Below are 11,383 nucleotides of genomic sequence, written 5' to 3' on the forward strand. Positions count from 1 at the left end.
GGCTGCGCTTGAGGGCCTGGGTCAACTAGCGCAGCAGAACAACGTGGTGCCGATGCGCGCCGTATAGGAATAGGTTCGTAAGGAGCTAAAGGGTCGGAAACAGTACGTGTTTGGCGAACCATCCAATAGGTGTGAGCTTGACGATCTTTACCCTCATATCGCTTGGTGTGCCGACGGTTTCGACCAGTTTCGCATTCTCGAGAATGCGCACGCGGTAGCGAATCGCTTGGGGGTAGGTTTCTCCGTCTTCAACCAACTGTGAGGTCTTTACCGCCCCGCCGTTTGCGATTATCCGCTTGTACAGGGCCCATGGCTCAGGTGTCACGGCGTCAAAATCAGCGCGGAACTCAGCGATTTGAGACTTAATCCAGGCTGATAGTGGGTCGGGATCCGACGGCGCCTCATCTACGAACCACATGGAATAGTTCTGTGCGTGTGAGAAGGCATCTCGAAGATTTCTCCCACAAATTTGATATAGGCGCTCGAAGTCATTCTCGTCTATTGGAGGTGAAGCGGAATCATTAATTCCGTAATGATCGAGTCGGCGTCGCATCAACTCGGCAATCGTGCCGTCGGGGATCGGATCCAGGCGAATCGGCTGTGCAACTCGACCCGAAAGTCTTGGTGTCGACACGGATGAGCGGACAATTCCATTCGCGCCAACGAGGACCCATTTGACGCCTGGGATCTGGAATACTGTGTCACGCATCGTCTCCAGGCAATCGCGGGCGCTCTGTGACGTTTGGAGCAGTTCGAGGTTGTCCATGATGCCGATGATTGCTCCCCCGGTGCCTGCGGGAAAGGTCTGGTTCAGAATGTAGTCGATGTTCTCCTTCAGCCCTGACGATCGAAACCCTTCGCCTGTATTCGGCGACGATGTGTACCCTCCGCCGAAGCCGCTCAGCGTCGCGGTCTTTCCTCTGAACACGGGTGAGTTGATCCAGGTAGCAATTTCCGATATATCGGGCAGAATATGGCCGCAGTTGCTCAGTGTTGTTGCATGTGCGTGGAGAGTCTGTGCGATGGCCAGATATGCCGCCTGCTCGATTCGGTCGACGTCTTCATCGAACTGGATCACTTTGTTCAGCGGGACAACTAGATCCTTACGCTGCGCCAGACTCGTTTGCATTGCGCGGTATGTTGCGACTGCTACGAGGCTTGTCTTTCCGACGCCTGCCGGACCCTCGACGGTTGCGAGGGTCGACATGGACTTCCAATGACGTTGTAGCTTCTTGACTTCACTATCGCGTCCAACGAGCAACGCGTCACCTTCTGCGTTCGCCTCGAGTTCCTTCGTGCTGTACGGATTGCTGCTGAAGCCGAAGTCGTGCCAAATATTCTCGCCACTGCTCATGAGTCGCCTGTCCACCCCTCGGTGCCTGATCGTTGACATTTATAGTGTTCCATCCGCTTCAAGCAGGAGGTACGGCGGAGGTGCTGACTCGGCTGGCACGCTGCGATACCTTGCAGCACGGGACCACTGCCTGCATAGATTAGCCCTACGCCCCACGTCAACGGTCTTGCCTTAACCGGCCTGCAAAGCCGTTCACACGGGTTCGAGTCCCGTCATCCGCTCGTGTCGGAGACCGGCAGGCATACCGCCTGCCGGTCTTCCTTGTGAGGTCCCGGTTCACGGGGTCGGCTGCGATAGTCTGGGCTGCCGGAGCGAGCGGACCATATGAGTGAGGCACTGAATTGATTTCGGGACAGGACCTGCGATCACGGCGCTTGGACGTGGGGATCAGTCAGTTCCAGTTCGCCCGTCAAGCGGGAGTCTCGTCAGCCGTCGTCTCCGCGTGGGAACTCGACAAGGCGTATCCGAAGCCACCGGCGGAACGAGCAGTTCTCACGGCCCTCTCCGCGCTGGAAGCGGCCAAGCGTGAGGGTACGTACGCGGCCCCCCGGAAGCGATCGAGCGGCAGTACCCGTGCGCGTCGAGTGACACCGGTCAACGACCCCGCCTCGGTGGCCAGGCGTGCCGTCGCGGGGGCAGGAAGCGGCGGCCCCACCGTATTGACAGCGTTCTCGGGTTGTGGCGGTATGGCCGAAGGCTTTCGGATGGCGGGGTTTTCGGTGGAGGGATACATCGAAGTCGTGCCGGAGGCGCGTGCGACCTTCGATCGGAACTTCCCCGGCGCGAGGTGCCTCGGCGAGGACATTCGGGCGATCGACGAAGCCCGGGTGAAAGATCTTCTGGCACAAGTGGACATCGATGTGTTGGCTGGGGGACCGCCGTGTCAGGGGTTCAGCCTCGCCGGCCGGCGAGACCGCGACGATCCGCGCAACCATCTCTTCCGGAACCTGCTGCAGCTCGCCGAATTGGTGAAGCCGAAGGTCTTGGTGATGGAAAACGTGCGACTGCTGCTCAGCATGAAGGACCCGGACGGTGGGATGGTCGTCGACCGGATTCTCGGCGAGATGGCTGCATGCGGTTACGACGCGTCGGTCAACACGGTCAATGCGCAGGATTACGGCGTCCCGCAGTTCCGGGAACGAGTGTTCATGGTGGCGACCCGCCGCGACAGTAGTATCGGGCCGCTGCGTTTTCCGCCGAAGACTCACGGCGTGAATGGTGTTGCGCCGCTGAGGACTTTTCGCGATGCCACCGTCGACCTGGCCCCGCTGGAATCCGGGCAGGCTTGCGAGACGGACCCGCTGCACTGGGCCGTCGAGCATCCCGAGCACGTCTTGCGGTGGCTGCGTGATGTACCAGAAGGAATGTCGGCGCACGACAACGAAGATCCGGCCATGCGACCGTCGTCCGGGTACAACACGACGTACAAGCGCCTCCGGTGGGACGAGCCGGCGTCCACGGTCGGAACCACTTTCGGGATGATCTCGGCTTCACGCAACGTGCATCCGAAACACACGCGATCGTTGACCGTTCGAGAAGCTGCTCGCCTCCAGACCTTTCCCGACGACTACGTCTTCGAGGGTAAGTGGGGAGCGGTGCGCACGATGATCGGCAATGCGGTGCCGCCGCAGCTGGCGTCGGTACTGGCAGGAGAGATCAAGAAGGCACTCGGCTGAGATAGAGCACCTACGGAAAATGGGGCCGACAATGTCGGCCCCATTTCGAGTTACGCCCTGGCAGGGGTGTGGTGCAAGCGAATCAGCTGAGGTTGAGCTTGGCGATCAACGGCTGGACGACCTTGATGATGTCGATGACGGCGCTGAGGGTGTTGATGGAACCCATGTTTCGGTCCTCCGTGTCGTATGTACAGGTTTGTATGTACAAGGTTGTGTCTGCGTGGTGTTTCTGTACGACCTTGTGTCGCAGACACAAGTTAGCAAACTGGACGTTTGTTTTGGTCGAAATGACCACTTTGCGCTGAAGTTGCTGAAAAGTTCACGGATTGTTCAGGAGCGGAAACAAAAAACAGGCCGGACTCCCCGAAGTCCGGCCTGTCGATGACGCTTTGCGATCAGCTGAATGCCGAAAGTGCGCTGATGAGGCCGATGCCCGCAACTGCGACCTTGAGGACACTCAAGACGTCTTCGAGCTTGACACCCTCGGGCAATACGTTTTCGACAGACTCCATGTTGGATCCTTCATGTGTTGGGGTCGTGGTCCAGCGCCACTGCAAGCAAGATACCCAATCGTGACCACCTGTGAAACCCCGGCGCGAAGATCACAGTTTTGTTGCGCCGGACTCACTGGCCGTCGCAGCCATGGTGGCCGCCACTATTTGTTCCACGCTGATGCCCGCCGCCGGTAGGCAGTGGTAGAAAATTCGTTCGCAGAGGTCGACCATCTCGCCTCGTTCGAGGGTCGGCTCGTCGATCCAGTTGACGACTATTTCCTCCATGAATGCCTGCCACCCGGCGATGGTCGCCTCGACGGTCGCATTCGATTCGATGCCCAAATTTGTGAGCGCCGCGACGATCCACGTGGTGAACGTTCGGCGCATCCCGCGGTAGATCGTGCGCATCCGGACGTCGCCACTGCCGGCCATACGCATCACGGCGAGGTAAATGGTGGGGTGCTCGATAACGGCATCGACGAATGTTTCGATACCTGAACGCAGCTGGGACGTGATCGGTAGTTCGGGATCCGGTCGCATTCGATCTTCGAGGTCGGCCGAGGCGGCCTCGAGGATGGCGTTCTGGAAACCCTTCTTGTTCTTGAAGTAGTGAAACAGCAGTGGCGGCGAGACACCGGCCTCGGCTGCGACGCGATCCATCGACAGTTGGTCGAAAGGCTCGGTCCGCAACATGCGTACTGCTACCTCGAGGATTTGCCTCTGACGGTCTTCGGGGGAGCGGGGGACTGCGGCCATTCCGACATCTTATGTATTGGTTCGGAAGGCTCATTGACTTTTACTCAACGCTGTCTATAACGTGAGGTAACACATACGTGAGGCGAGGAGTCCGACAGTGTCTGCTTTCGACATCGTGGTCAACGACGGGTTGTGGTTCGACGGGACGGGGGCTCCTGGTCTGCGTCGAAATCTCGGAATTCGAGACGGCGTGGTCGCGGAGGTGTCCACGACGCGCCTGGAGATCGGGCCGGACACCGAGGTGATCGACGCGGCCGGCAAGTGGGTTCTCCCGGGCTTTGTCGACGTCCACACGCACTACGACGCCGAAGCCTTGGTCAGTCCAGGCCTTCCGGAATCGGTTCGCCACGGCGTCACTACGGTCGTGCTCGGCAATTGCTCGCTGTCGACGGTGTATTCGACCCCGCGTGAGATAGCTGACCTGTTCAGCCGGGTCGAAGCAGTTCCCCACGACGCGGTGCTGCGCATCCTCGAAGCGAACAAGACCTGGACCGGTCCCGCGGCCTACACCGCCGCACTCGAAGCCCTTCCCCTCGGACCCAATGTCGCGGCATTCATCGGCCACTCCGACATCCGCACGCACGTACTCGGATTGGGGCGCGGCACCGACAAGAAGGTCAAGCCGACCCGCTCGGAACGCGGCCGGATGGGCTCGATGCTCGAGGACGCCATCGATGCGGGGATGCTAGGCCTGTCGTCGATGACCAATGCCCTCGACAAGATCGACGGCGACGAATACCGTTCTCGCTCTTTGCCGTCGACGTATGCACGGTGGAAAGAGTTCCGATTCCTCAACCGCATCCTTCGTGATCGCGGAAAGATCTTGCAGAGCGCTCCGACCATCAACCTGCATCCGAACGTCGCGGCGTTCTTCGCCGAAAGCTCCGCCATCGGACGCAAGAAGCCGCTCAAGACGTCGCTGCTCTCCGGTGCGGATTCGAAGGCCTACCCGGTGATCGTGTACTTCATGCTCGCTGCGGCCCCACTGCTCAATCGCTTCGCGAAGACCGATTTCAAGTGGCAGCACCTTCCGGTTCCCTTCACCGTCTACGCGGATGGAATTGACCTCGTCGTGTTCGAGGAGTTCGGTGCCGGCGCCGCCGCTTTGCATCTCAAGGACCAGGTGGAGCGCAACGAACTGCTCCAGGACGAGTCGTACCGTCGCGCATTCCGTAAGGACTACGACAACAAGTTCTCACCCCGCATCTGGCATCGCAATTTCTACGATGCGGTCATCGTGGGATGCCCGGACGAGACGTTGATCGGCAAGAACTTCGGTCAGGTCGGTGACATCCGCGGAGTGCACCCGGTGGACGCGTACCTCGACCTGGTGGTGAAGTACGGGCGAGATCTTCGCTGGCGCACCACCATTGCCAATCACCGGCCCAAGTTCGCGAAGAAACTCGCCGCGAGTTCCGGTGTGCAGATGGGCTTCGGCGATGCCGGCGCACATCTGCGCAACATGGCGTTCTACAACTACCCGGTGCGACTCCTCAAGCGCGTCAAGGACGCTCAGAGTGACCGCAAGCCGTTCCTCACCATCGAGCGCGCAATCCACCGCCTGACCGGTGAACTGGCGGACTGGTACGGCATCGACGCCGGACATCTACGCCAGGGCGACCGCGCGGACTTCGTTGTCATCGATCCAGCCGGGCTCGACGAGTCGGTCGACGGCTTGTTCGAGGCAACCGTTCCCGAGTACGGCGGGATCAGTCGAATGGTCAACCGCAGCGACGATGCGGCCGTCGCGACAGTGATCAACGGCCGACTCGTCTACCGCGAAGGTGAATTCGCCCCGGGATTCGGCATCGAAAAGACAGGCCAGTTCCTGCGCGCAGGTGAAAAGGCTCCGATTACACGGGCCGCGAAGACTAGCGTGGCGCTATGACTACGCCGGCGGATCGCCTCACCTCGTACTCCCGGTCCGGGCTGACTTTCGACGTACGCGACGAAGGACCGGCAGACGGTCCGGTCGTGGTCCTCCTGCACGGATTTCCGCAGGATTCCCGCTCATGGGATCACCTCGCGCCGTTACTGCACGCCCGCGGCTTCCGCACCGTGGCGCCGGACCAGCGAGGGTACTCACCCGGTGCCCGGCCGAAAGCGCGCTGGGCCTACCGCGGGTCCGAACTCGCCGCCGACACTGTCGCGCTGATCGACACACTCGGTGTGGGGAAGGTGCACCTGGTCGGCCACGACTGGGGTGCCGCGGTCGCGTGGCAGGTGGCTGCCGAACGGCCGGATTTGCTCGATACCGTTACCACGGTGTCGGTTCCGCACCCGCTGGCCTTCATCAAGGCGATGGTGACCAGCACTCAGGGACTGAAATCGTGGTACATGGGGGCGTTCCAATTACCCTTCGTTCCTGAGAAGATTCTGGCCTCGTCATCGCTGGGCGAGAAGTTCCTGGTTTCGAGTGGGCAGACGCCGGAGAATGCGCGGCGCGATCTGAACGCCATGCTCGCTCCCGGCAGACTGCGCGGCGGTCTGAACTGGTACCGCGCGATGTGGATGACCAAGCCGAACCCGGCAGCTGCCCGGGTCACCGTGCCGACCCTGCACGTCTGGAGTGACGGCGACGCCGCCATCGGGCCCAAGGGTTCTGCCCTCACTCCCGCGTTTGTCGACGGTCCGTATCGGTTCGAAGTTCTCCGGGGTGTGAGCCACTGGATTCCCGACGAGGCGCCGACGGAGTTGGACCGGTTGCTCGGCGAGCATTTCAGCAGCTGACCGAGTTGCGTACTGAAGCCCCCGCCGTCCGGCGGGGGCTTCAGTCGTCAGCAAGGTCGTCAGCAAGGTCGTCGACCAACGGTGGTCAGCGAGTTCCGAATCGCTCCTCCACCTGTTCCTTCGTCAGGCCGAACTCCTCGAGCGTGTACTTGTGCGACGGTTTGCGAGCACCCGAGCGGCTTTCCTCGTGCATGGCCTCCATCGACTGCTGGGCGGTAGATGTCAACGGGATGTCGAAGTGCGTGTAGATGTTCTCGACGGTTCCCAGTGGATCGGTGACGAAGTCCTGATAGTCGACGTCGATGAACTGCGCGGGATTGTGGTGTGCGCGTGCACTGTCGAACTGCTCGAGCCCCCTGGCCCACAATTCGAGCTGACTTTCGCCGATCACCTTGTCGGTGAATGTGTTCGACCAACCCTCTGTCGCCTGGGCGGCCAGGCTGCACACCGACGGAATGATCGTCGTAGGGGAGCGGTGAGTCTGGATGACGAGAGCGTCGGGGTACGCCTCCATCAATTCGTCGAGCGCAAACAGGTGGCTCGGGTTCTTGAGGACCCACCGTCGATCCTGATCGGGCAGACCGATCAGCTGCAGGTTCTTCTTGTGTCGTGCATAGGCGTTCGACCACTCCTGGTCCTTCAGCCATGCGGAGTACGTGGGTAGATTTGCCAGGCACTCGTACGACACGGACTTGAACGTCTGACGCAAGAGCTGCCAACATTCTTCGACTTCGCTGGCCGACATGTAGTGCACGCCCATGAATTCGGGATGCTCGACATGGTGTTGACCGAACGTCTCCTCGATCTTGGCGAAGACCGGGTTCGATTCCCACGTATCGCGAGGCGGGCGAGGCTGAGGGAACTCGGTCAGCCACATCTCGAGGCCCTGGTGAGCCGGGTCGACCGTGAGGAGGCGGTGCAAGGCAGTGGTGCCCGTGCGTGGCAATCCGGTGACGAAGATCGGCCGCTCGATCTTGACGTCGGCGTGTTCCGGATGCTCCTTCCACGCCGATTCGCTGAGGAGACGGGCCACCAAGGCGCCGCGAAGGAATACCCGAGAGATCTTGCTGCCGAAGGGCGTCAGATCCTCGTCGCGGTCGTAAGACTCGAGGAGGACCGACAGAGCCTCGGTGTAATCGTCGACGCCGAAGTCCGTCAGGCCGGTCATCCGCGTCGCCGAGGCATGGAGATCCTCGACGGTGCCGACGTGAGTGCGTTCAGTCATGGTGCTCCTAGTGATGGAATTCGCCGCAGTTGACGTCGATGCATTGGCCGGTGATCGCGCTGGCCATCGGGGACGCCAGGAAGATCGCCGCATCGGATACTTCATCCGTCGTCGGCAGGCGCTTGAGGTCGGTGTTCGACGCAGTGTGCTCGTAGATCTGCTCGACAGTCATGCCGAACTTCTCCGCCTGGTGCGCGAAGTATCCCTTGAGGGTGTCGCCCCAGATATAGCCGGGTGCAATCGAATTGACACGAATTCCCTGCGGGCCGAGTTCGGTGGCCAGGGACTGCGACATGGCGAGCAGGGCCGACTTCGCCATCTTGTAGCTGCCGTAACGCTCTTGCGAATGCCGCAACACCATCGAATTGATGTTCACCACGGAGCCGTCCGACTCGGCAAGTGCCGGCGTGAACAGCTGAGTCAGGCGCAACGCACCCAGTACGGTCAGTTCGATGCTGTCGCGGATGTGCTGGTAATCGGTGCGAGCCAACGGTTTCATCGACGGAATCGAGAATGCGTTGTTGATCAGAGTGTCGACTTTGCCGTAGGCGGCAATGGACTCGGCCACCAGATTCTCGGCGGAAGCCTGGTCGGTGATGTCGGTGGCAACGGTGACGGCGCGCCCACCGGCATCGACTATTTCTTTCGCAACGTCGTCGAGTCGCGATTGCGTACGTGCTGCGAGAACAAGACTCGCGCCGGCCGACGCACATCGAAGGGCCAGAGCGCGGCCGAGTGCCGGGCCGACTCCGGAGATGACTACTACACGGTCTTCGAGCAAGGCGGTCATGATTACCCCAGCATTCGGTTGTCGATGGCGGCCTGGCGCTGGGCAATGCGCGCTGCCCAGTCCTCGGCGGTGATGGTGTTGGTGTCGAAATGCGGCAGGTGCTTCGCAATATCTGCGACGGCGACGATTTCGACGGTGGGACCGTCCTGCGGCGTCAGCTCGCGGGACACGCGCTGCCAACGGAACTGCAGAATGCCGCGCGGATGTCCGACGGTTTCGATCCAGTTGGTGACACCGGGGTTCCTCTCGCTGACCACCATTCGGACCATCCCGTCCGGATCGACCTGTGCCTGGCCGTTGTTGAGGGAGGTCTGATGATTGACGTAGTCCAGTGAGATGTACCAGAGGCTCCCCAGTTGGAAGCCGAGATACGGTGCGTCGGAGGCGGGAACGGTGATGATCATCGCCTGCTCGTCGGTGAGTTCGTAATGTCCCACCGACGAGTACTGCGTTGCCAGCCCGCCCGGTGTCAGGCGTGGTTCGGTCATGGTGTTGACCGTGAGCTTGAGGTAGAACCACTCCGGGAACTGGAGCCACGTCTTGACCCGCGTGACCAGTGCCTTCCCAGCCCGGGCGTAACGCTTCTCGGTCTCTTCGGCGGTGAGAGGTGGCGGCGCGATCCCGATCGAATCGGTGCGCTCGATGCGGATCACGCCGCGCTGCTGACTCCAGTCGCTGTAGACCTCGCGAACGACCAGCTGCGAGGATCCGGGGGCCAGGGTGTAGTAGTTGGCTCGGCCGTCGGCGGGGCCAGGGCCGAACCAAGCGACGAAGTTGCCGTCGTCGTCTATCTCCAGCTCGCGGTCGTCGAAGGCGATTTCGCTTCCGGGAACGTTGGAGTTGGTGTAGTTCCCACTCAACACCTGGAAGCTGAGATCGGCTGTGGTGCCGCGCTTTCCGGTGACCTTGTATTCCTTGTCGTCGTTGATACGGGCGCCGAAGTAGAGGGTGTCCGGGTTGTCGAGACCCATCTTGGTGAATGGTCCGGTGCCCTGGATGAAACTCGGATGGGTCTTTTCGCTGGCCCAGGCGGCATGCGTCGTCGCGATGATTCCGCCGGCCAGGTATTGGTATCCCTCCAGTAGATCCTGTTCGGATCTGATGTGCGGCGCAGTCTCGATCAATTTCTCGGCTTCGGCGATCGCCTCGGCAAACGGGTCCGTCAGCACGCTGGCTCCTCACAGTTCCGACTATATCGCCGGTCCAGAGCGTCGTGGTACAAATATGTACCTATTTGGTAGATGTTGGGTATTTCGACAATAGAACGCGTTCTAGGGAGTGGTCAATGGGTGGACCGGAGAAGACGCCTGAAGAGGGACGCCCGAGGGGGAGACAATCGCCTCCCACCGAACGGGTGGTTCAGGTGCTCGACTACCTCGTCGGCCGCCCTGATCAGCGGTTCGGGCTGTCGGAACTGGCCCGCGCGCTCGAGATCAGCAAGCCCACCTGCCTGGGAATCCTCACGGCGCTGGCTGATCGTGGATACCTGACTCGGGACGAGGTGTCGAAGACCTATGGGCTCGGTCCGGCCTTGATCGCAGCCGGACGTGCAGCTCAGCGGGGATTTGCCGTCGGACCCATTGCCCGCACCCATCTGGAGAAAGTGAGCACGGAGTTCGGGACGACGTGCACGGCGTCCGGTGTGATCGGTGATCAGATCAGCGTTCTCGAAGTGACCGGACCGATCGGCGCGCGTCGCGCCGCCAAGGTCGGTCAGGTGTACCCGTTCGCTCCACCGGTCGGACTGATGTACGTCCTCTGGGGTTCGGATCACGACATGGACAGTTGGCTGGGCAAAGAGCCGAGCCTGCCGGTGCGCTTGGATCGCGAGCGTCTGTGGAACGTGGTCCGCGAGTGTCGCGCTGCGGGGTATCTGGTCGAGAGTCTGGATCCCGTCGGGCAGCGCCTGCACACGCTGATGGCGGGCGTTGCGACGCACGATCTTCCGCCGGAGGTGCGTGAACTGCTCGGTGAGATGGTGTCGAGCCTGGGCGAGAGGGTGTACCTCGGGCGCGACATCAGCTCTGACGACGAGCATCCCGTCAGTCTCATCGCGGCCCCGACCTACGACGCCGAGGGACATCAGGCCCTTGTGCTGACACTTTATGTGGGCGGGGCGATTACGGGCGCCGAGATCGAGCGAAGGGCTGTGGCGCTGGTTGCGGCGGCGGATGCGGTGACGGCGGAAGTTGGTGGCCGGAGTCCGGTTCGCGGTTTGTGACGTCTGATTGCCGGTCATTGACCTTTGGGTAGAACGAGTTCTATTCTGTGATTGCGTTCAATTTAGAACCAGTCCGGTACATAAATGTACCGATGCGGAAATGGTGTTCCGCACGGAGTACGTGATGCTCAGGAGCG

At 61.2% G+C, this 11,383-nt stretch carries 10 protein-coding genes; 4 read left to right on the forward strand and 6 right to left on the reverse strand.

Going from position 1 to position 11,383, the window contains the following annotated elements; genetic code table 11:
- Nucleotides 1-85 precede the first annotated feature (85 nt).
- On the reverse strand, nucleotides 86-1,354 hold the full coding sequence (locus tag AC2ETI_RS25775) for a hypothetical protein (RefSeq protein WP_483634601.1): 1,269 nt from the start codon (nucleotides 1,352-1,354) through the stop codon (nucleotides 86-88).
- Nucleotides 1,355-1,734: 380 nt separating this feature from the next.
- On the opposite strand from AC2ETI_RS25775, the gene dcm reads away from it, so the two are divergent.
- Nucleotides 1,735-3,030, forward strand: a complete 1,296-nt coding sequence (gene dcm, locus AC2ETI_RS25780) for a DNA (cytosine-5-)-methyltransferase (RefSeq protein ID WP_483634602.1) — start codon at nucleotides 1,735-1,737, stop codon at nucleotides 3,028-3,030.
- A gap of 82 nt (nucleotides 3,031-3,112) precedes the next feature.
- On the opposite strand, the gene AC2ETI_RS25785 is transcribed toward dcm, so the two are convergent.
- Nucleotides 3,113-3,238 carry a hypothetical protein gene (locus AC2ETI_RS25785; RefSeq protein ID WP_255246884.1) on the reverse strand — a complete coding sequence of 42 codons (126 nt, stop codon included), beginning with the start codon at nucleotides 3,236-3,238 and terminating at the stop codon, nucleotides 3,113-3,115.
- 394 nt (nucleotides 3,239-3,632) lie between these two features.
- Nucleotides 3,633-4,280 (reverse strand): TetR/AcrR family transcriptional regulator, encoded by a 648-nt coding sequence (locus AC2ETI_RS25790; protein ID WP_046378816.1) that lies wholly within the window; start codon nucleotides 4,278-4,280, stop codon nucleotides 3,633-3,635.
- 97 nt (nucleotides 4,281-4,377) lie between these two features.
- Here AC2ETI_RS25790 and AC2ETI_RS25795 point away from each other — a divergent pair, with 97 nt between their 5' ends.
- Together AC2ETI_RS25795 and AC2ETI_RS25800 are read left to right on the forward strand one after the other, a co-directional pair.
- Nucleotides 4,378-6,168: an N-acyl-D-amino-acid deacylase family protein gene (locus tag AC2ETI_RS25795; RefSeq protein WP_483634603.1), complete on the forward strand. Its 1,791-nt coding sequence runs from the start codon at nucleotides 4,378-4,380 to the stop codon at nucleotides 6,166-6,168.
- A complete protein-coding gene (locus AC2ETI_RS25800; protein ID WP_019749200.1) occupies nucleotides 6,165-7,010 on the forward strand; it encodes an alpha/beta fold hydrolase in 846 nt (281 codons plus the stop codon). Before AC2ETI_RS25795 ends, AC2ETI_RS25800 begins: the two co-directional genes overlap by 4 nt.
- Nucleotides 7,011-7,095: 85 nt before the next feature.
- Here the strand turns inward: AC2ETI_RS25800 and AC2ETI_RS25805 are convergent, their stop codons facing one another.
- Genes AC2ETI_RS25805 through AC2ETI_RS25815 form a run of 3 tightly spaced genes read right to left on the reverse strand, consistent with a single transcriptional unit; the run spans nucleotide 7,096 to nucleotide 10,194 of the window.
- Nucleotides 7,096-8,235: a sulfotransferase family protein gene (locus tag AC2ETI_RS25805; protein WP_020908307.1), complete on the reverse strand. Its 1,140-nt coding sequence runs from the start codon at nucleotides 8,233-8,235 to the stop codon at nucleotides 7,096-7,098.
- 7 nt (nucleotides 8,236-8,242) lie between these two features.
- Nucleotides 8,243-9,025, reverse strand: a complete 783-nt coding sequence (locus AC2ETI_RS25810) for an SDR family oxidoreductase (RefSeq protein WP_007726165.1) — start codon at nucleotides 9,023-9,025, stop codon at nucleotides 8,243-8,245.
- 2 nt (nucleotides 9,026-9,027) lie between these two features.
- Nucleotides 9,028-10,194, reverse strand: coding sequence for a hypothetical protein (locus tag AC2ETI_RS25815; protein ID WP_483634604.1), 1,167 nt, complete (start codon nucleotides 10,192-10,194; stop codon nucleotides 9,028-9,030).
- A gap of 116 nt (nucleotides 10,195-10,310) precedes the next feature.
- Here AC2ETI_RS25815 and AC2ETI_RS25820 point away from each other — a divergent pair, with 116 nt between their 5' ends.
- Nucleotides 10,311-11,246, forward strand: a complete 936-nt coding sequence (locus AC2ETI_RS25820) for a helix-turn-helix domain-containing protein (RefSeq protein WP_256065374.1) — start codon at nucleotides 10,311-10,313, stop codon at nucleotides 11,244-11,246.
- Nucleotides 11,247-11,383 lie beyond the last annotated feature (137 nt).

The sequence above is a fragment of the Rhodococcus sp. MurmanLake-1 genome (genome assembly GCF_056945715.1).

Excerpts from the sequence above, each read along its gene's own strand:
- AC2ETI_RS25810 (WP_007726165.1), bottom strand. The coding sequence starts at position 9,025 with ATGACCGCCTTGCTCGAAGACCGTGTAGTAGTCATCTCCGGAGTCGGC.
- AC2ETI_RS25790 (WP_046378816.1), bottom strand. The coding sequence starts at position 4,280 with ATGGCCGCAGTCCCCCGCTCCCCCGAAGACCGTCAGAGGCAAATCCTC.
- AC2ETI_RS25800 (WP_019749200.1), top strand. The coding sequence starts at position 6,165 with ATGACTACGCCGGCGGATCGCCTCACCTCGTACTCCCGGTCCGGGCTG.
- AC2ETI_RS25775 (WP_483634601.1), bottom strand. The coding sequence starts at position 1,354 with ATGAGCAGTGGCGAGAATATTTGGCACGACTTCGGCTTCAGCAGCAAT.
- AC2ETI_RS25805 (WP_020908307.1), bottom strand. The coding sequence starts at position 8,235 with ATGACTGAACGCACTCACGTCGGCACCGTCGAGGATCTCCATGCCTCG.
- AC2ETI_RS25820 (WP_256065374.1), top strand. The coding sequence starts at position 10,311 with ATGGGTGGACCGGAGAAGACGCCTGAAGAGGGACGCCCGAGGGGGAGA.